Source organism: Pseudomonas sp. GD04058 (genome assembly GCF_029836855.1).
Classification (GTDB): Bacteria; Pseudomonadota; Gammaproteobacteria; order Pseudomonadales; family Pseudomonadaceae; genus Aquipseudomonas; species Aquipseudomonas bharatica.
Genome location: NZ_JAOECN010000006.1, coordinates 130,022 through 148,383 on the forward strand (window position 1 = coordinate 130,022; position 18,362 = coordinate 148,383).

Consider the following 18,362-nt stretch of genomic DNA (forward strand, 5'->3'; position numbering starts at 1 on the left):
CGCCTGCTTCTGGCGGCCAACGGGGGCCGCTGTGTTAAAACCTTTCTTTTTGTCCGGTGAAGGCCCGCCATGCGGGCCTTGTCGTTTTCGCCGGGCATGCCGCAAAAGTTTCCGGCATGGCTATTGCTATACCGCTTTCAACATACCGTTTTATGACGGTAAGCCATGCGAGAGAGCACGATGCCCCACGCCGCCATCACTTCACCCGAGCCGCAACGTCCGGATGCTGCCGAGCAGCAGGGCCGCGTCGGCCTGGAGCAGGCGTTTGCCCTGTTCGACCAGATGTCCACCCAGCTCAGCCAGTCCTATAACCTGCTCGAAGCACGGGTCACCGAACTCAAGGGCGAGCTTGAAGTGGTCAGCGCCCAGCGGATGGCCGAGCTGGCGGAAAAGGAGCGCTTGGCCAACCGTCTGCAGAACCTGCTCGACCTGCTGCCCGGCGGCGTCATCGTCATCGATGGTCATGGCCTGGTGCGTGAAGCCAACCCGGCAGCCTGCGAGTTGCTCGGCGCGCCGCTGGTCGGCGAGCTGTGGCGCCAGGTGATCGCCCGCTGCTTCGCGCCTCGCGAGGATGACGGTCACGAGATCTCCCTGCGCGACGGCCGCCGGCTGTCCATTTCCACCCGCTCCCTGGATGCCGAGCCCGGCCAGCTGGTGCTGCTCAACGACCTGACCGAGACCCGTCATCTGCAAGACCGCCTGGCCCGCCACGAGCGCCTTTCCACCCTTGGCCGCATGGTCGCCTCCCTGGCCCACCAGATCCGTACGCCGCTCTCTGCCGCGATGCTCTACGCCAGCCATCTGGCCGGGCAGGACCTGCCCCTGGAAACCCGCCAGCGTTTCGCCGGCAGTCTCAAGGAGCGCCTGCATGAACTGGAGCACCAGGTGCGCGACATGCTGGTGTTCGCCCGCGGCGAGCTGCCGCTGACCGACCGCCTGACCCCGAAGGCCTTGTTCCAGGCCTTGCAGCAGGCGGCGCAGACCCAGGTCCAGGGGCACAGCGTGCGCTGGCAGTGCGACAGTCATCTGGGCGAGCTGCTGTGCAACCGCGACACCCTGGTCGGTGCGCTGCTCAATCTGCTGGAGAACGCCTTGCAGGCCAGCTCCGGCAGCGCCCGCCTGAAAATTCACCTGTACCGTCGCGACACCACCCTGCGCCTGTGCATCAGTGATGCCGGCAGCGGCATCGACGGCGCATTGCTGCGACGCCTCGGCGAACCTTTCCTGACCACCAAGGCCACCGGTACCGGCCTGGGCCTTGCGGTGGTCAAGGCAGTTGCCAGGGCGCACCAGGGCGAGTTGCACCTGCGTTCGCGTCCGGGCCGGGGAACCTGTGCGATTGTCAGTCTGCCGCTTATCGACGGTCTGTGCGGGGTGTCGGCATGAGCGTGATCAAGGTATTGCTGGTCGAAGACGATCGCGCATTGCGCCAGGCCCTGGGTGATACCCTGGAGCTGGGCGGCTTCGCCTGGCGGGCAGCCGGTTGCGCCGAGGATGCCCTGGAAATGGCGGCTGCCGAACCGTTCAACCTGGTGGTCAGCGACGTGAACATGCCCGGGATGGACGGGCACCAGTTGCTCGCGCGCCTGCGCGCCAGCCAGCCACAGTTGCCGGTCCTGCTGATGACTGCCCATGCGGCGGTGGAGCGGGCGGTGGATGCGATGCGCCAGGGCGCTGCCGATTACCTGGTCAAGCCTTTCGAGCCGAAGGCCCTGCTGGAACTGGTCGCGCGTCATGCCCTCGGTGCCGTCGGCGCCGCCGATGCCGAAGGCCCTGTGGCCCTGGAACCCTCCAGCGCGCAATTGCTGGAGCTGGCCGCGCGGGTCGCGCGCAGCGATTCCACCGTATTGATTTCCGGCGAGTCGGGTACCGGCAAGGAAGTCCTGGCCCGCTACATTCACCAGCAGTCGCCCCGGGCCGGGCAGCCTTTCGTGGCGATCAACTGTGCGGCGATCCCCGACAACATGCTCGAGGCGACGCTGTTCGGTCACGAAAAAGGGTCGTTCACCGGTGCCATTGCGGCGCAGGCAGGCAAGTTCGAGCAGGCCGACGGCGGTACGTTGTTGCTGGACGAGATTTCCGAGATGCCCCTGGGCCTGCAGGCCAAGCTGCTGCGTGTGTTGCAGGAAAGGGAAGTGGAGCGGGTCGGCGGACGCAAGCCGATTGCCCTGGATATCCGTGTGGTTGCCACGACCAACCGTGACCTGGCGGGCGAAGTTGCGGCGGGGCGTTTCCGCGAAGACCTGTTCTATCGCCTGTCGGTGTTCCCGCTGGCCTGGCGACCGCTCAGGGAGCGGAGCGCCGATATTCTGCCATTGGCCGAGCGTTTGCTCTTGCGCCACGTCAATAAAATGAAGCACGCACCGGTTAGGCTCTCCGAGGAAGCCAGGGCCTGCCTGCAAGGCTATGCCTGGCCGGGCAACGTGCGCGAGCTGGACAACGCGATCCAGCGCGCCTTGATCCTGCAGCAGGGCGGGGTGATCGCAGCGGCGGATTTCTGTCTTGCCGGTGCACTCCCGGTTTTGTCCTCGACCCCGCAGGCGACGCGGCCTGCAGCGCCGCAGGCGGTTGCCGTGGCAGACGAGGCGGGCGGGTTGGGAGACGACTTGCGCCGGCATGAGTTCCAGATGATCATCGACACCCTTCGCGCCGAGCGTGGCCGTCGCAAGGAGGCTGCCGAGCGTCTCGGGATCAGTCCGAGGACCTTGCGTTACAAACTGGCACAAATGCGCGATGCAGGCCTCGATGTGGAGGCCAGCCTTTATGCCACGGGGCTTTGAGGGATGTTGGTGATGGTTTCGCAAAATCGTTGGGGCTAGCTGGCACTCTTGTTGCTATGTCCTGTTTCAGCTGCTGCGTGAGTGTCAAAAAAATGCGGGCCCCCGGAGAGAGAAGTTCATGAGCCAAGGTGTTGAATTCAATCGGTTGATGCTGGACATGCGCGCCATGCAGGCGGAAGCCATGTCGGGCTCGAAGTCCGTGCAGGCACCTGCCGAACTGGGCCAGAGCAGTTTCGCCGATATGCTGGGTCAGGCCATCAACAAGGTCAACGACACCCAGCAGGCGTCCACCCAACTGGCCAATGCCTTCGAAATCGGCAAGAGCGGCGTCGACCTGACCGACGTGATGATCGCCTCGCAGAAAGCCAGCGTCTCGTTCCAGGCCCTCACGCAAGTGCGCAACAAGCTCGTGCAGTCGTATCAAGACATCATGCAGATGCCGGTTTAAGGCGGGATTTGATTCATGGCCGATGCAGTCGTCGATAACGTGCCCGCCAAGGGCAGCCCGCCAGCGCCCAAGCCGCCGCTGTTCGGCATGTCGTTCCTGGAAAACATTTCGCAGATGCCCATGCTGCGGCAGATCGGCCTGCTGGTCGGCCTGGCTGCCAGCGTGGCCATCGGTTTCGCCGTGGTCCTCTGGTCGCAGCAGCCGGACTACCGTCCGCTGTATGGCAGCCTGTCCGGCATGGACACCAAGCAGGTCATGGAAACCCTCGCTGCCGCAGACATCCCCTACAACGTCGAGCCCAATTCCGGTGCATTGCTGGTAAAGGCCGATGACATTTCCCGTGCCCGCCTGAAGCTTGCCGCTGCCGGCGTGGCGCCGAGCGACGGCAACGTCGGCTTCGAGATCCTCGACAAGGAACAGGGCCTTGGCACCAGCCAGTTCATGGAGGCCACCCGCTACCGTCGCGGCCTGGAAGGCGAGCTGGCGCGGACCATCTCGGCCCTGAGCAATGTCAAGGCGGCCCGCGTGCACCTGGCGATCCCGAAAAGCTCGGTGTTCGTCCGTGACGAGCGCAAGCCGAGCGCATCGGTGCTGGTCGAGCTGTATCCGGGGCGTTCCCTGGAAGCCGGGCAGGTCATGGCCATCGTCAACCTGGTGGCGACCAGCGTTCCGGAGCTGGACAAGTCCCAGGTCACCGTGGTCGACCAGAAAGGCAACCTGTTGTCCAGCCAGCTGGAAAACACCGAGCTCACCGTGGCCGGCAAGCAGTTCGACTACACCCGGCGCATGGAAGGGCTGATGACCCAGCGGGTGCACAACATCCTGCAGCCTGTCCTGGGTAACGATCGCTACAAGGCCGAGGTCTCTGCCGACGTCGATTTCAGTGCCGTCGAGTCCACCGCCGAACAGTTCAACCCCGACCAGCCTGCCTTGCGCAGCGAGCAGTCGGTCAACGAGCAGCGCTCCAGCAGTTCCGGTCCGCAGGGCGTGCCCGGCGCGTTGAGCAACCAGCCTCCCGGGCCGGCTTCGGCGCCGCAGACCACCGGTGGCGCTGCGCCCGGTGCCGCAGCGGCGATCCAGCCGGGCCAGCCGCTGCTCGATGCCAACGGCCAGCAGGTCATGGACCCGGCCACCGGGCAGCCGATGCTGGCGCCGTATCCTTCGGACAAGCGCATCCAGTCGACCAAGAACTTCGAGCTGGACCGCTCCATCAGCCATACCCGCCAGCAGCAGGGTCGCCTGACCCGCCTGTCGGTCGCGGTGGTGGTCGATGACCAGGTCAAGATCGACCCGGCCAACGGCAATGCCACCACGGTGCCATGGAGCGCCGAGGACCTGGCGCGCTTTACCCGCCTGGTCCAGGACGCGGTAGGCTTCGATGCCAGCCGCGGCGACAGCGTCAGCGTGATCAACGTGCCGTTCGCCGCCGACCGTGGCGAGGCCATCACCGAGATCCCGTTCTATTCGCAGCCGTGGTTCTGGGACATCGTCAAGCAAGTGCTGGGCGTGCTGTTCATCCTCGTGCTGGTGTTCGGGGTCCTGCGGCCGGTGCTCAACAACATCACCGGCGGCGGCAAGCAGTCCGGCAGCGACAGCGACATGGAACTGGGCGGCATGATCGGGCTGGACGGCGATATGCCGAGCGACCGTGTCAGCCTGGGTGGTCCGCAAAGCATCCTCTTGCCTAGTCCGAGCGAGGGCTATGACGCCCAGCTCAACGCTATCAAGAGTCTGGTGGCAGAAGACCCGGGTCGCGTGGCCCAGGTCGTGAAAGAGTGGATCAACGCCGATGAGTGACAATCGAGCCCTGACTTCCAAGCTGACCCGTGTCGACAAGGCAGCCATCCTGCTGTTGTCGCTGGGCGAGACCGACGCTGCGCAGGTACTTCGGCACATGGGGCCGAAGGAGGTCCAGCGCGTGGGCGTGGCCATGGCGCAGATGGGCAACGTCCATCGCGAGCAGGTCGAGCAGGTGATGAGCGAGTTCGTCGAGATCGTCGGCGACCAGACCAGCCTGGGCGTCGGCTCCGACGGCTATATCCGCAAGATGCTGACCCAGGCCCTTGGCGAGGACAAGGCCAACGGCCTGATCGACCGCATCCTGCTGGGCGGCAATACCAGTGGTCTGGACAGCCTGAAGTGGATGGAACCTCGCGCCGTCGCCGACGTCATTCGCTACGAACACCCGCAGATCCAGGCGATCGTCGTGGCCTATCTCGATCCGGACCAGGCCGGGGAAGTCCTCGGCAACTTCGACCATAAGGTGCGCCTGGACATCATCCTGCGCGTCTCGTCGTTGAACACCGTGCAGCCGGCGGCGTTGAAGGAACTGAACCAGATCCTCGAGAAGCAGTTCTCCGGCAACTCGAATGCCGCCCGTACCACCCTGGGTGGTATCAAGCGTGCCGCAGACATCATGAACTTCCTCGACAGTTCGGTCGAAGGGCAGCTCATGGACGCGATCCGCGAGATCGACGGCGATCTTTCCGAGCAGATCGAAGACCTCATGTTCGTCTTCAACAACCTGGCCGATGTCGACGACCGCGGCATCCAGGCCCTGTTGCGCGAAGTCTCCTCCGATGTGCTGGTGGTGTCGCTCAAGGGCGCGGACGAAAAGGTCAAGGACAAGATCTTCAAGAACATGTCCAAGCGTGCCTCCGAGCTGCTGCGCGACGACCTGGAAGCCAAGGGGCCGGTGCGCGTCAGCGACGTCGAGACGGCGCAGAAGGAAATCCTCACCATCGCCCGTCGCATGGCCGAAGCCGGCGAGATCGTGCTGGGCGGCAAAGGTGCCGAAGAGATGATCTGATGCGTCGGCGCCGGTCCTGCGGGGCGGCGCCGATTGCCAGGCAGCTTGGGTTTGGACGTCAAGCCCGGGTCGTGCCTGGGCTTCTGTCATCTTTAACCCGACTTGAGAGCGCATGGAATCATGTCGACCAACGAACATCTGAGTGAACTGATCCGCGCCCGCGACGTCGAGGGTTTCGACCGCTGGGCACTGCCCAGTTTCGACCCGCAGCCGGAGCCGGAACCCGAGCCTGAGCCCGAGGAGGTCGCCGAGGAGGTCGAGGAAGTGCCGCTGGAGGAAGTCCAGCCGCTGACCCTCGAAGAACTCGAGAGCATTCGCCAGGAGGCCTACAACGAGGGCTTCGCCACGGGCGAGCGCGAAGGTTTCCATGGCACCCAGCTCAAGGTTCGCCAGGAGGCCGAAGTGGCCCTGAACGCGCGCCTGGAAAGCCTTGAGCAACTGATGGGCCATTTGCTCGACCCTATCGCCGAGCAGGACGCGCAGATCGAAAAGCATCTCGTGCACCTGGTCAGCCATATTGCCCGCGAGGTCGTCGGCCGCGAGCTGAAGACCGATTCCAGCCAGATCACCCATGTCCTGCGCGAAGCCCTGAAGCTGTTGCCCATGGGCGCCGAGAACATTCGCATTCACCTCAATCCCCAGGATTTCGAGCTGGCCAAGGCCCTGCGCGCGCGGCATCAGGAAAACTGGCGTCTGCTCGAAGACGACTCGCTGCAGCCTGGCGGCTGCTGGATCGAGACCGCCCACAGCCGTATCGACGCGACCATGGAAACCCGCCTCGAGAAAGCGCTCAAGCAACTGTTCGACCAATTGCATGACCAGGGGCTGCATCCGGCTGCGCCGGACCTGCATTTCCAGTTGCAGGACAAGAAGGCGCCGGTCGAGGAAACGGAAGCCAGCGATGCGCCTTGACCGCACCAGCTTCGCCAGGCGCCTGGGTACCTACGCCGACGCCATCAGCCTGCCTCAGCAGCCAGTCGTGGAAGGCCGCCTGTTGCGCATGGTCGGCCTGACCCTGGAGGCCGAAGGCCTGCGCGCTGCGGTAGGCAGCCGCTGCAAGGTCATCAATGACGACAGCTATCACCCGGTGGAAGTCGAGGCCGAGGTCATGGGCTTTGCCGGAGGCAAGGTGTTCCTCATGCCGGTGGGCAGTGTCGCCGGTATCGCCCCGGGGGCGCGGGTGGTGCCGCTCGACGACAGCGGCCGCCTGCCGATGGGCATGAGCATGCTCGGCCGTGTCCTCGACGGCGCCGGTCGGGCCCTCGACGGCAAGGGCGGGATGAAGGCCGAGGACTGGGTGCCGATGGACGGCCCGACCATCAACCCCCTTAACCGCGACCCCATCAGCCAGCCCCTGGACGTCGGCATTCGCAGCATCAACGGCCTGCTCACCGTCGGCCGCGGCCAGCGCCTGGGCCTCTTCGCCGGCACCGGCGTGGGTAAGTCGGTGTTGTTGGGGATGATGACCCGCTTCACCGAGGCCGACATCATCGTGGTCGGCCTGATCGGTGAACGGGGGCGCGAGGTGAAGGAGTTCATCGAGCATATCCTCGGCACCGAGGGCCTCAAGCGCTCGGTGGTGGTGGCTTCGCCGGCGGACGACGCACCGCTGATGCGCCTGCGCGCAGCCATGTATTGCACGCGCATCGCCGAGTATTTCCGCGACAAGGGCAAGAACGTCCTGCTGCTGATGGACTCCCTGACCCGCTTCGCCCAGGCCCAGCGCGAAATCGCCCTGGCCATCGGCGAGCCACCGGCGACCAAGGGCTACCCGCCTTCGGTATTCGCCAAGCTGCCCAAGCTGGTGGAGCGTGCCGGTAACGGCGAGGCCGGCGGCGGTTCGATCACCGCTTTCTATACCGTGCTTTCCGAAGGCGACGACCAGCAGGATCCGATCGCCGACTCGGCGCGTGGCGTGCTCGACGGCCATATCGTGCTGTCGCGGCGCCTGGCGGAGGAGGGGCATTATCCGGCCATCGATATCGAGGCCTCCATCAGCCGGGTCATGCCGCAGGTGGTCACGCCCGAGCAGATGACCCAGGCCCAGCAGTTCAAGCAGCTGTGGTCGCGGCTGTCGCAGAGTCGCGACCTGATCAGCGTCGGCGCCTACGTGGCCGGCGGCGACAAGGAAACCGACCTGGCCATATCCCTGCAACCGCGGCTGGTGCACTTCCTGCGCCAGGGGCTGAACGAGAACGTCAGCCAGGAGCAGAGCCGCGAACAGCTGGCAGCGGTATTCACGCCGCTGACGGCAGGCTGATAGGCCATGGCCCAGCCCAGTCGTGCCGCGCGCCTGGCCCCGGTGGTGGAGATGGCCGAGGATGCCGAGCGCAAGGCCGCGCAGCGTCTCGGGCACTTCCAGCAGCAGGTGGCCCAGGCCCAGGCCAAGCTGGCCGAACTCGACCAGTTCCGCAGCGACTACCAGCAGCAATGGATGCAGCGCGGCAGCCAAGGGGTATCGGGCAAATGGCTGGTGGGCTTCCAGCGTTTCCTCGGGCAGCTCGACACGGCGGTGGCGCAGCAGCACCAGAGCCTGGTCTGGCACCAGAACAACCTCAATAGCGCCCGCGGCACCTGGCAGGAGGCCTACGCCCGGGTCGAGGGGCTGCGCAAGCTGGTCCAGCGCTACATCGAGGAAGCCCGGCTGCTGGAGGACAAGCGTGAGCAGAAGCTTCTCGACGAACTGTCGCAACGCCTGCCGCGGCACGATCGATTCTGACACCACGCGCTGGTCGGCCTGCCTTGCCGGGCTCCGGGCGGGCTGCTAAACCTTCTAGAGGACCGCACTCGCCACCTCCGAAGGAAGCGCCAACATGGCTGTTGAAACCGAGTTGTCCCAGGACGGGAAAAAGCTGACGATCCGCATCAAGGGTCGTTTCGATTTCGGCAGGCACCAGGAATTTCGCGACTCCTACGAGCGCACGCCGGTGCGCCCCGACAGCTTCGATGTCGACCTCAAGGACGCCACCTACCTGGATAGCTCCGCCCTGGGCATGCTCCTGCTGCTGCGTGACCACGCCGGTGGCGACAATTCGAATATCCGGGTGATCAACACCAACTCCGATGTGCGCAAGATCCTTGCTATCTCCAACTTCGAAAAACTCTTCGATATCACTTGAGCGCCAGCATGAGCGACGGGCATACCCTGACTGTCCTGATCGCCGAGGATGGCGCGACCGACCGGCTGTTGCTGGCTACCATCGTGCGCAAGCAGGGGCACAGGGTGCTGACCGCGGAGAACGGCAAGCTGGCGGTCGCCCTGTTCGCCGAACAGCGCCCGCAACTGGTGTTGCTCGACGCGGTCATGCCGGTAATGGACGGCTTCGAAGCGGCGCGGCAGATCAAGGCGCTGGCCGGCGAGGAGCTTGTGCCGATCATCTTTCTCACCTCCCTGACCGAAGACGATGCCCTGGTGCGCTGCCTGGAGGCCGGCGGCGACGATTTTCTCGCCAAGCCCTACAGCCCGGCGGTGCTGGCAGCCAAGATCAAGGCCATGGATCGCCTGCGCCGCCTGCAGGCCACGGTAGTGGAACAGCGCGACCAGATTGCCCTGCATCACAACCACCTGCTCAACGAACAGCGCGTGGCCAAGGCGGTGTTCGACCAGATCGCCCATGCCGGTTGCCTCGGTGCGCCGAACATCCGCTACCTGCAATCACCCTATGCACTGTTCAACGGCGACTTGCTTCTGGCAGCGTTCACGCCCACCGGTGACATGCACGTGCTGCTCGGTGACTTCACCGGCCATGGCCTGCCGGCCGCGGTGGGCGCCATGCCCCTGGCCGAAGTCTTCCATGGCATGACGGCCAAGGGCTACGGCCTGGCGGAAACCCTGCGCGAGATGAATGCCAAGCTCAAGCGCATCCTGCCGGTGGACATGTTCTGCTGCGCGTTGCTGCTGAACCTCAGCTTCGAGCGACGCGTGGTGGAGGTCTGGAACGGCGGCATGCCTGACGGCTATCTGTTACCGGCTTCCGGCGACCAGGCTACGCCACTGGTGTCGCGGCACCTGCCGCTGGGGGTGTTGTCGCCTGAACGCTTCGACGAACGTACCGATGTGCTGCCGCTGGCCCTGGGTGATCGCCTGTTCCTGCTGACCGATGGCGTGGTGGAAACCTGCGATGAAAGTGATGAGCCTTTCGGCGTCGAGCGCCTGCTGCGGGTGTTCAGCGAAAATCGCCGTCCCGAGCATCTGTTCGACGACGTCCTGCTGGCCCTGGAGGCGTTCCGTGGCCGCGCGCGGGACGATGCCAGCCTGCTGGAAATCACCGTGGTGGCCCCGGAGCGGCTGATGCCAGCGCCGTTGATGTACTCCGACAGCGGCCAGTCGAGCCCGCTGGACTGGTCGCTGTCCTTCGAGTTCCGTGCCCGGACCCTCAAGCGTTTCAACCCGCTGCCCTGGTTGATGCAGGTGCTGCAGGAGGTGCACGGCCTGCGCAAGCAGAGCGGTGTCCTGTACAGCGTGCTCAACGAGCTGTATTCCAACGCCCTGGAGCATGGCGTGCTGGGCCTGGACTCCGCGCTCAAGCGCGATGCCCAGGGCTTCACCACCTACTACCAGGAGCGCGACCGGCGCCTGCAGGCCCTGGACAGCGGCCATATCCGCGTAAGCCTGCGCGTGGAACCCTGGAAGGGAGGAGGGCGTCTCATTATTGAAGTCGAGGACAGCGGCGACGGCTTCGACATGGGTAAAGTGAGCGCCTTGCCTGCTGTCGAGCAGCGCCTGAGCGGACGTGGCCTGAATCTGGTCCGCCGGCTGGGCCGGCATGCCGAATGGAGCGATGGCGGGCGCCGGGCGCGCGTGGAGTTCGTCTGGGACGCTCTGGCATAATCGCAGTCTTGATCAAGGAGTGAACAAGTGTCCGATTCTCATGTTGACCGCAAGGTATTGAGCGACCTCCAGGACGTCATGGGGGACGACTACCTCAAGCTGCTGGAAACCTTCCTCTACGACTCCGAGCGGCGGCTGAACGACCTCTTTCGCGCCCGCAATGCCGATGAATTGCGGTTGGCGGCGCATAGCTTCAAGGGCAGTGCCAGCAACATGGGGGCGCATGAGCTGGCAGAACTTTGCCGCCAGGTGGAAGAGCGGGTGCAGCAGCACTCGCTGTTCGGCATCGAGCACCTGATCGATCAGATACGGCGGGAGTTTGCCGAGGTCCACGACATCTTTTGTGACGAGTGCAAGCGGGTGCAGGTCAGCTGAGCTTGCGCTCTTCGACGTCGCGTCAGGCGCAACCTGGCGCGACTTTTGCGTAACCTTCGCTATTCGTGATGCCAAGCTTCTGTAGCGGAGACCTTTTCATGCCCGTCGCATCAAACCCATTGCTGCAATCCAGCGTTGCCGCCAAGAGCGCACGGTCCCAGAACGGTACCCTGGACAAAGCCACGCAGAGCTTGAACGACAAGGGTTCGGACTTTTCCCGTGTCTATTCGCAGCAGGCCAAGGAGCCGGTTGCCGGCAAGAGCGAGGTGCCTGCGCAGGGCCGTGGGGGCGTCGACAAATCGGCGGCAAACAGCGGCAAGGCGCAAGAGCCCGAAGCCGGCAAAGTTGCCGATGGCGGCAAGGAATTGCCTGACGAACATGAAGTCCAGGCCGGCGCGACCGGGCAGGGCGATAGCGGCGATGCGAGCGATGCCGATGCCAATGCCCAGCCATCCCTCGACGCCAACCTGGTTGCTGGCCAGTTGACCGATGCTGCACAGGGTGCGCAATTGCTCCAGGCCCAGGCCGAAGCGGTGGCGCCGGTGATCCAGGCGGCCAGCCAGCAGCCGGCGGCGGTCACCCCTGCGGTCACTGATGATCAGGCCTTCGACCCGGAGGCGGATGCCCTGGCCGATCTGCCGGTACTGCGCCTGGCGCTGGAACAGAACGCCCAGGCCCAGGGCACTACCTCGGCCCACGCCAGCAAGACCCCGGGGCAGGAAGGGGCCCAGGCCCAGCAACCGGCTGTCAATACACTGGCGCAGATGCTCCAACCGGGTGACGCCGATGCCGGCCAGACCGAAAGCGGTGACAAGGCTTTCGCCGGCCTGATCGACGACGGCCTCAAGGACCTCAAGGGCGCCAGCAGCGACACCCGGGTCGACGATTTCGCCAACCGCCTAGCCAGCCTGACCCAGGCGGTCACGCCGAAGACCGCCAATGCCGTGGCGCCCGCGCCGCTGCACCAGCCCCTGGCCATGAACCAGGGCGGCTGGACCGAGGGCCTGGTCAACCGGGTCATGTACCTGTCCAGCCAGAACCTCAAGTCTGCCGATATCCAGCTGGAGCCCAGGGAGCTCGGGCGCCTCGACATCAAGGTGAACATGGCCGTCGATCAGCCGACCCAGATCACCTTCGCCAGCGGTCACGCCGGGGTGCGCGATGCCCTCGAAGGCCAGGTGCACCGCCTGCGCGAACTCTTCAGCCAGCAAGGCATGGCCCAGCCGGACGTCAACGTCGCCGACCAGCAGCGCCAGCAGCACAGCGCCAGCCAGGACGATTCGCCGAAGATGAGTGGCGTGGCGGCGCGGCGCAATGCCGAGGCCGGCGAGACCGATGTCGCGGCGGTGGAACCGCAGACCGTCATCGGCTCCAGTACCGTCGACTACGTCGTCTAAAGGCTGGCGCGGACCCCTGTGGGAGCTGGCTTGCCAGCGATTGGATGGTGAATTCACTGCCGTCATCGCTGGCAAGCCAGCTCCCACAGGGGGGGCGCGGCGCTCCGTTCCTTCCTGAAACTGGCATAACACTTGCTCGCCCACACGCCATAGTGGAACAAACCTTCTGTGAGTGACGGATTATTGGCATGGCGAAGAGCGAAGCAGTCAAAGACCCCGCCGTTAAAGGCAAACTCAAACTGATCCTGCTGCTGGTCCTGGCCCTGTTGCTGGCTATCGGCCTGTCGGTTGGCGCTACCTGGTTCTTCCTGCACAAGTCCGAAAGCAAGCCTGCCGCCGAACCTGCTGCGGCTGCGGCCAACGTCAAGCAACCGGCCATCTACGAATCCATGTCGCCGGCCTTCGTGGTCAACTTCAACCAGAACGGCCGCCAGCGCTACATGCAGGTGAGCATCACCATGCAGGCCCGCGACCAGGCCGCCCTCGAGGCGCTCAAGGTGCATATGCCGGTGATCCGCAACAACCTGGTCATGCTCTTCTCCGGGCAGTCCTTCGAGTCGCTGGCGACCCCGGTCGGCCAGGAAATGCTGCGCCAGAAGGCCACCGCCAGCGTCCAGGAAGTGGCGCAAAAGGAAGTCGGCAAGCTGGTCATCGACCAGTTGCTGTTCACCAATTTCGTATTGCAGTAGGAGCCGAAGATGGCCGTGCAGGACCTGCTGTCCCAGGATGAGATCGATGCCCTGTTGCATGGCGTCGACGATGGCCTGGTGCAAACCGAATCAAGCGCCGATCCCGGCAGCGTCAAGAGCTATGACCTGACCAGCCAGGATCGCATCGTCCGCGGTCGCATGCCGACCCTGGAAATGATCAACGAGCGTTTCGCCCGCTATACCCGCGTCAGCATGTTCAACCTGCTGCGGCGCTCCGCCGACGTGGCGGTGGGCGGCGTGCAGGTGATGAAGTTCGGCGAATACGTGCACTCGCTGTACGTACCGACCAGCCTCAACCTGGTGAAGATCAAGCCGCTGCGCGGCACCTCGCTGTTCATCCTCGACGCCAAGCTGGTGTTCAAGCTGGTGGACAACTTCTTCGGCGGCGACGGTCGTCACGCCAAGATCGAGGGGCGCGAGTTCACCCCGACCGAGCTTCGTGTCGTGCGCATGGTCCTCGACCAGTGCTTCGTCGACCTCAAGGAAGCCTGGCAGGCGATCATGCCGGTCAACTTCGAGTACATAAACTCCGAGGTCAACCCGGCCATGGCCAACATCGTCGGCCCGAGCGAGGCGGTGGTGGTCTCGACCTTCCATATCGAACTCGACGGCGGCGGCGGCGACCTGCACGTGACCATGCCGTATTCGATGATCGAGCCGGTGCGCGAAATGCTCGACGCCGGCTTCCAGTCCGACCTGGACGACCAGGACGAGCGCTGGGTCAAGGCCCTGCGCGAAGACGTGCTGGACGTCAGTGTGCCGCTCAGTGCCACCGTGGCCCGGCGCCAGTTGAAGCTGCGCGACATCCTGCACATGCAGCCGGGCGACGTGATTCCCGTGGAACTGCCCGAGGACCTGGTCGTGCGCGCCAACGGCGTGCCGTCGTTCAAGGCCAGCCTGGGCTCGCACAAGGGCACCCTGGCCCTGCAGATCAAGGCGCCGATCGAGCGACGCTGAGCGCCTGACCCTCATTAACCGATTTGATTGCTTGTCGAGGACAAGATGGCTAACGAAAACGACATTACTTCGATGGAAGAGCAGGCACTGGCCGACGAGTGGGCCGCTGCCCTGAGCGAAAGCGGCGACGGCCAGGCCGATATCGATGCGCTGATGGCCGGCGACAGCGGTGCCTCCAGCGGCGGCCCCAGCCGTCTGCCGATGGAAGAATTCGGCAGTTCGCCACGCCCTAGCGAAGTGGTCAGCCTGGACGGGCCGAACCTGGACGTGATCCTGGATATCCCGGTGAACATCTCCATGGAAGTGGGCAGCACCGAAATCAGCATCCGCAACCTGCTGCAGCTCAACCAGGGTTCGGTGATCGAGCTTGATCGCCTGGCCGGCGAGCCGCTGGACGTGCTGGTCAACGGCACGCTGATCGCCCATGGCGAGGTGGTGGTGGTCAACGAGAAGTTCGGCATCCGCCTGACCGACGTGATCAGCCCGAGCGAACGCATCAAGAAGCTGCGCTGAGTGAAGCGTTTTCTCCTCCTGCTGGCGCTCGCCGCCGGCCTGTGCTGGATGCCCGTGGGCCTGGCGGCGCAGGTTGGCGCCACGCCGGCCGTGGCGACGGTGGCACCGGCAACCTCCGGCAGCGTCGCTGGCCAGTTGACCCAACTGGTTCTTGGCCTGTTGCTGGTGCTGGGGTTGATCTTCTTTCTCGCCTGGCTGTTGCGCCGGGTGCAGAACGCTGCGCCCAACGCCAACCAGCTGATCCAGGTGGTCGGCAGTCGCCAGGTGGGCCCTCGTGATCGGCTGCTGCTGGTGCAGGTCGGCGACGAGCAGATCCTCATCGGCCATACCCCGGGCAGCCTGACCGCCCTGCATGTCATGAACACAGCCGTCGAAGCGCCGGCCAGCGCCCGCCCGGCCACGCCGGAATTCGCCCAGCGCCTGATGGAGCTGCTGGGCAAGGATCAGAAGGACAAGCCGTGATGGCCGCATTGCGAACGATATTGACGCTGCTGGTGCTGCTGGCCGCCCCTGCGGCGCTGGCCGCCGACCCGCTGTCGATCCCGGCGATCACCCTGTCCAGCGGGGCGGATGGCCAGCAGGAGTACTCGGTCAGCCTGCAGATCCTGCTGATCATGACCGCGCTGAGTTTCATCCCGGCGTTCGTCATCCTGATGACCAGCTTCACCCGGATCATCATCGTCTTCTCGATCCTGCGCCAGGCCCTGGGCCTGCAGCAGACCCCGTCGAACCAGATCCTCATCGGCCTGGCGCTGTTCCTGACCCTGTTCATCATGGGCCCGGTATTCGACCGGGTGAACCGCGACGCCCTGCAGCCCTACCTGTCCGAGACCCTGACCGCGCCGCAGGCGCTGGAGAAGGCCCAGGTGCCGCTGAAGGACTTCATGCTGGCGCAGACCCGGCAGAGCGACCTCGACCTGTTCATGCGCCTGTCCAAGCGCACCGACATCGCCGGCCCCGACCAGGTGCCGCTGACCATCCTGGTCCCGGCGTTCGTGACCTCGGAGTTGAAGACCGCGTTCCAGATCGGCTTCATGATCTTCATCCCGTTCCTGATCATCGACCTGGTGGTGGCGAGCGTGCTGATGGCCATGGGCATGATGATGCTGTCGCCGTTGATCATTTCCCTGCCGTTCAAGATCATGCTGTTCGTCCTGGTGGATGGCTGGGCCTTGATCATCGGCACCCTTGCCGGCAGTTTCGGCGGCGTTTGACGCGCAGGAGAGCAGCATGACCCCTGAAGTCGCAGTCGACCTGTTTCGCGATGCCCTGTGGCTGACCACCCTCATGGTGGCGGTGCTGGTGGTGCCGAGCCTGCTGGTGGGGTTGCTGGTGGCGATGTTCCAGGCGGCCACCCAGATCAACGAACAGACCCTTAGCTTTCTCCCGCGCCTGCTGGTGATGCTGGTCACCCTGATCGTCGCCGGGCCCTGGCTGGTGCAGAAGTTCATGGAGTACATCCTGAACCTGTACGGCAGCATTCCACAGCTGATCGGCTGACTGCGCCGTGCTCGAACTGACCGACACGCAGATTTCCACCTGGGTGGCCAGTTTCATCCTGCCGCTGTTCCGCGTGCTGGCCGTGCTGATGACCATGCCGGTGTTCGGTACCTCGCTGCTGCCCCAGCGGATCCGCCTGTATTTCGGCGTGGCCATTACCGTGGTGATCGTCCCGGCGTTGCCGCCGATGCCACCGGTCGAGGCGCTGGACATGAGCGCCCTGCTGCTGGTCGGCGAGCAGATCCTCATCGGCGCGCTGTTCGGCCTGTCCCTGCAACTGTTCTTCCAGGCCTTCGTGATCGCCGGGCAGATCGTCGCGATCCAGATGGGCCTGGCCTTCGCCTCCATGGTCGACCCGGCCAACGGCGTCAATACCACGGTGATCAGCCAGTTCCTGACCATGTTGGTGACCTTGCTGTTCCTGTCGATGAACGGCCATCTGGTGGTCTTCGAAGTCCTTGTCGAAAGCTTCACCACCCTGCCGGTGGGCAGCGGGCTGATGGTCAACCATTTCTGGGAGCTGGCCGGACGCATGGGCTGGGTGCTGGGCGCCTCGCTGCTGCTGGTGCTGCCGGTGATCACCTCGTTGCTGGTGATCAACATCGCCTTTGGCGTGATGACCCGGGCGGCGCCACAATTGAACATCTTCGCCATCGGCTTCCCGCTGACCCTGGTGATCGGCATGGGGCTGTTCTGGGTCGGCCTGGCGGACATTCTTTCCCATTACCAGTCGTTGGCGTCCGAGGCGCTGCAATGGCTGCGTGAACTGGCACGGGCGCGCTGAGCATGGCAGAGAGCGAAAGCGGTCAGGACAAGACAGAAGACCCCACGGACAAACGCCGCAATGACGCCCGCGAAAAAGGCGAGATCGCCCGATCCAAGGAGCTCAACACGGTTGCCGTGATGATTGCCGGGGCGGGTGGCCTGCTGGCCTTCGGCGGTTATCTGGCCGAAGCGCTGATGGAGATCATGCGCAGCAACTTCAGCCTGTCGCGCGAGGTGCTGATGGACGAGCGCTACATGGGCATCTTCCTGCTGAGCTCGGGCAAGCTGGCGATCCTTGCCACCCAGCCGGTGCTGCTGGTGCTGTTGCTGGCCGCCTTGCTCGGCCCGATTGCCCTGGGTGGCTGGCTGTTCGCCACCGGCACCCTGGCGCCGAAGTTCAGCCGGATGAACCCGCTCGCGGGGATCAAGCGGATGTTCTCGGTGCATTCCCTGGCCGAGTTGCTCAAGGCCATCGCCAAGTTCACCGTGATCCTGGTGGTGGCCCTGGCGGTGCTGTCCGCCGACCGTGACGACCTCCTGGCGATCGCCAACGAGCCGCTGGACCAGGCCATCATCCACAGCGTCCAGGTGGTCGGCTGGAGCGCCATGTGGATGGCCTGCGGGTTGCTGCTGATCGCCGCGGTGGACGTGCCGATCCAGCTCTGGCAAGCCAAGCAGAAGCTGATGATGACCAAGCAGGAAGTGCGCGACGAATACAAGGACACCGAGGGCAAGCCGGAGGTCAAGCAGCGCATCCGCCAGGTGCAGCGCGAGATTTCCCAGCGGCGGATGATGGCGGCGGTGCCCGAGGCCGACGTCATTATCACCAACCCGACCCACTATGCGGTAGCGCTCAAGTACGACCCGGAGAAGGGCTCGGCGCCCTTGCTGCTGGCCAAGGGTACCGATTTCATCGCCCTGAAGATCCGCGAGATCGCCGTGCAGCACAACATCCAGCTGCTGGAGTCGCCGGCGCTGGCGCGCTCCATCTACCACTCCACGGAGCTGGAGGAAGAGATTCCCGCCGGCCTGTACCTCGCCGTAGCCCAGGTGCTGGCCTACGTCTACCAGATCCGCCAGTACCAGGCGGGCAAGGGCAAGCCTCCCGAGCCGCTCAAGGACCTGCCGATTCCGCCGGACCTGCGGCGCGACTCCTGATTCTCTGCTGTTCTTTCGGGCCCCATCGCTGGCAAGCCAGCTCCCACAGGGGCTGTGGGAGCTGGCTTGTCGGATCGCCGCACCGCAGCGATGGGGCCCTCATGTTCACCGCAAAGTTG

20 protein-coding genes are annotated in these 18,362 nt (G+C 64.8%); all 20 read left to right on the forward strand.

The annotated features are described in order from the left end of the window. Nucleotides 1-180: 180 nt before the first annotated feature. The 20 genes from N7650_RS07680 (at nt 181) to flhB (ending at nt 18,243) form a co-directional block, all read left to right on the forward strand. Nucleotides 181-1,386, forward strand: coding sequence for an ATP-binding protein (locus N7650_RS07680; RefSeq protein WP_279897707.1), 1,206 nt, complete (start codon nt 181-183; stop codon nt 1,384-1,386). Further along, nucleotides 1,383-2,780, forward strand: coding sequence for a sigma-54 dependent transcriptional regulator (locus N7650_RS07685; protein ID WP_279897708.1), 1,398 nt, complete (start codon nt 1,383-1,385; stop codon nt 2,778-2,780). Before N7650_RS07680 ends, N7650_RS07685 begins: the two co-directional genes overlap by 4 nt. A 118-nt stretch (nt 2,781-2,898) precedes the next feature. Further along, nucleotides 2,899-3,228 carry a flagellar hook-basal body complex protein FliE gene (gene fliE, locus N7650_RS07690; protein ID WP_009402338.1) on the forward strand — a complete coding sequence of 110 codons (330 nt, stop codon included), beginning with the start codon at nt 2,899-2,901 and terminating at the stop codon, nt 3,226-3,228. Between the two features lie 15 nt (nt 3,229-3,243). Next, nucleotides 3,244-5,025, forward strand: coding sequence for a flagellar basal-body MS-ring/collar protein FliF (fliF, locus tag N7650_RS07695; protein WP_279897709.1), 1,782 nt, complete (start codon nt 3,244-3,246; stop codon nt 5,023-5,025). Next, nucleotides 5,018-6,037 carry a flagellar motor switch protein FliG gene (fliG, locus tag N7650_RS07700; protein WP_009400046.1) on the forward strand — a complete coding sequence of 340 codons (1,020 nt, stop codon included), beginning with the start codon at nt 5,018-5,020 and terminating at the stop codon, nt 6,035-6,037. Before fliF ends, fliG begins: the two co-directional genes overlap by 8 nt. A 120-nt stretch (nt 6,038-6,157) precedes the next feature. Next, nucleotides 6,158-6,949 carry a flagellar assembly protein FliH gene (fliH, locus tag N7650_RS07705; RefSeq protein ID WP_279897710.1) on the forward strand — a complete coding sequence of 264 codons (792 nt, stop codon included), beginning with the start codon at nt 6,158-6,160 and terminating at the stop codon, nt 6,947-6,949. After that, entirely contained in the window at nt 6,939-8,297 is a 1,359-nt protein-coding gene (fliI, locus tag N7650_RS07710; protein ID WP_279897712.1) for a flagellar protein export ATPase FliI, read from the forward strand. The genes fliH and fliI overlap by 11 nt, the downstream gene beginning before the upstream one ends. Nucleotides 8,298-8,303: 6 nt before the next feature. Beyond that, nucleotides 8,304-8,756 carry a flagellar export protein FliJ gene (gene fliJ, locus N7650_RS07715; RefSeq protein ID WP_009400041.1) on the forward strand — a complete coding sequence of 151 codons (453 nt, stop codon included), beginning with the start codon at nt 8,304-8,306 and terminating at the stop codon, nt 8,754-8,756. Nucleotides 8,757-8,850: 94 nt separating this feature from the next. After that, nucleotides 8,851-9,156 (forward strand): STAS domain-containing protein, encoded by a 306-nt coding sequence (locus tag N7650_RS07720; protein WP_009400039.1) that lies wholly within the window; start codon nt 8,851-8,853, stop codon nt 9,154-9,156. 8 nt (nt 9,157-9,164) lie between these two features. Next, complete coding sequence (locus tag N7650_RS07725) at nt 9,165-10,868, forward strand: fused response regulator/phosphatase (RefSeq protein WP_279897713.1); 1,704 nt, start codon at nt 9,165-9,167, stop codon at nt 10,866-10,868. 27 nt (nt 10,869-10,895) lie between these two features. Further along, the gene (locus N7650_RS07730; protein WP_009400035.1) at nt 10,896-11,243 is read left to right on the forward strand and encodes an Hpt domain-containing protein; all 348 of its coding nucleotides are present in this window, start codon (nt 10,896-10,898) and stop codon (nt 11,241-11,243) included. Nucleotides 11,244-11,341: 98 nt separating this feature from the next. Continuing rightward, entirely contained in the window at nt 11,342-12,640 is a 1,299-nt protein-coding gene (locus N7650_RS07735; protein WP_279897714.1) for a flagellar hook-length control protein FliK, read from the forward strand. Nucleotides 12,641-12,828: 188 nt separating this feature from the next. Beyond that, nucleotides 12,829-13,329 carry a flagellar basal body-associated protein FliL gene (gene fliL / locus N7650_RS07740; protein ID WP_009400033.1) on the forward strand — a complete coding sequence of 167 codons (501 nt, stop codon included), beginning with the start codon at nt 12,829-12,831 and terminating at the stop codon, nt 13,327-13,329. Between the two features lie 9 nt (nt 13,330-13,338). Next, complete coding sequence (fliM, locus tag N7650_RS07745; RefSeq protein ID WP_009400032.1) at nt 13,339-14,307, forward strand: flagellar motor switch protein FliM; 969 nt, start codon at nt 13,339-13,341, stop codon at nt 14,305-14,307. A gap of 45 nt (nt 14,308-14,352) precedes the next feature. Further along, nucleotides 14,353-14,820 (forward strand): flagellar motor switch protein FliN, encoded by a 468-nt coding sequence (gene fliN / locus N7650_RS07750; RefSeq protein ID WP_279897716.1) that lies wholly within the window; start codon nt 14,353-14,355, stop codon nt 14,818-14,820. A gap of 48 nt (nt 14,821-14,868) precedes the next feature. Beyond that, nucleotides 14,869-15,282, forward strand: a complete 414-nt coding sequence (gene fliO, locus N7650_RS07755) for a flagellar biosynthetic protein FliO (RefSeq protein WP_080604763.1) — start codon at nt 14,869-14,871, stop codon at nt 15,280-15,282. After that, nucleotides 15,282-16,034, forward strand: a complete 753-nt coding sequence (gene fliP, locus N7650_RS07760; RefSeq protein ID WP_009400028.1) for a flagellar type III secretion system pore protein FliP — start codon at nt 15,282-15,284, stop codon at nt 16,032-16,034. The genes fliO and fliP overlap by 1 nt, the downstream gene beginning before the upstream one ends. A gap of 16 nt (nt 16,035-16,050) precedes the next feature. Beyond that, nucleotides 16,051-16,320, forward strand: coding sequence for a flagellar biosynthesis protein FliQ (gene fliQ / locus N7650_RS07765; protein WP_009400027.1), 270 nt, complete (start codon nt 16,051-16,053; stop codon nt 16,318-16,320). Nucleotides 16,321-16,327: 7 nt separating this feature from the next. Next, a complete protein-coding gene (gene fliR, locus N7650_RS07770) occupies nt 16,328-17,104 on the forward strand; it encodes a flagellar biosynthetic protein FliR (RefSeq protein ID WP_279897717.1) in 777 nt (258 codons plus the stop codon). Nucleotides 17,105-17,106: 2 nt separating this feature from the next. Further along, the gene (flhB, locus tag N7650_RS07775; RefSeq protein WP_279897718.1) at nt 17,107-18,243 is read left to right on the forward strand and encodes a flagellar biosynthesis protein FlhB; all 1,137 of its coding nucleotides are present in this window, start codon (nt 17,107-17,109) and stop codon (nt 18,241-18,243) included. The last annotated feature ends 119 nt before the right edge of the window (nt 18,244-18,362 follow it).

Coding starts and splice junctions, on each gene's coding strand:
- N7650_RS07680 (WP_279897707.1), top strand. CDS start 181: ATGCCCCACGCCGCCATCACTTCACCCGAGCCGCAACGTCCGGATGCT.
- N7650_RS07685 (WP_279897708.1), top strand. CDS start 1,383: ATGAGCGTGATCAAGGTATTGCTGGTCGAAGACGATCGCGCATTGCGC.
- fliE (WP_009402338.1), top strand. CDS start 2,899: ATGAGCCAAGGTGTTGAATTCAATCGGTTGATGCTGGACATGCGCGCC.
- fliF (WP_279897709.1), top strand. CDS start 3,244: ATGGCCGATGCAGTCGTCGATAACGTGCCCGCCAAGGGCAGCCCGCCA.
- fliG (WP_009400046.1), top strand. CDS start 5,018: ATGAGTGACAATCGAGCCCTGACTTCCAAGCTGACCCGTGTCGACAAG.
- fliH (WP_279897710.1), top strand. CDS start 6,158: ATGTCGACCAACGAACATCTGAGTGAACTGATCCGCGCCCGCGACGTC.
- fliI (WP_279897712.1), top strand. CDS start 6,939: ATGCGCCTTGACCGCACCAGCTTCGCCAGGCGCCTGGGTACCTACGCC.
- fliJ (WP_009400041.1), top strand. CDS start 8,304: ATGGCCCAGCCCAGTCGTGCCGCGCGCCTGGCCCCGGTGGTGGAGATG.
- N7650_RS07720 (WP_009400039.1), top strand. CDS start 8,851: ATGGCTGTTGAAACCGAGTTGTCCCAGGACGGGAAAAAGCTGACGATC.
- N7650_RS07725 (WP_279897713.1), top strand. CDS start 9,165: ATGAGCGACGGGCATACCCTGACTGTCCTGATCGCCGAGGATGGCGCG.
- N7650_RS07735 (WP_279897714.1), top strand. CDS start 11,342: ATGCCCGTCGCATCAAACCCATTGCTGCAATCCAGCGTTGCCGCCAAG.
- fliL (WP_009400033.1), top strand. CDS start 12,829: ATGGCGAAGAGCGAAGCAGTCAAAGACCCCGCCGTTAAAGGCAAACTC.
- fliM (WP_009400032.1), top strand. CDS start 13,339: ATGGCCGTGCAGGACCTGCTGTCCCAGGATGAGATCGATGCCCTGTTG.
- fliN (WP_279897716.1), top strand. CDS start 14,353: ATGGCTAACGAAAACGACATTACTTCGATGGAAGAGCAGGCACTGGCC.
- fliO (WP_080604763.1), top strand. CDS start 14,869: ATGCCCGTGGGCCTGGCGGCGCAGGTTGGCGCCACGCCGGCCGTGGCG.
- fliP (WP_009400028.1), top strand. CDS start 15,282: ATGGCCGCATTGCGAACGATATTGACGCTGCTGGTGCTGCTGGCCGCC.
- fliQ (WP_009400027.1), top strand. CDS start 16,051: ATGACCCCTGAAGTCGCAGTCGACCTGTTTCGCGATGCCCTGTGGCTG.
- flhB (WP_279897718.1), top strand. CDS start 17,107: ATGGCAGAGAGCGAAAGCGGTCAGGACAAGACAGAAGACCCCACGGAC.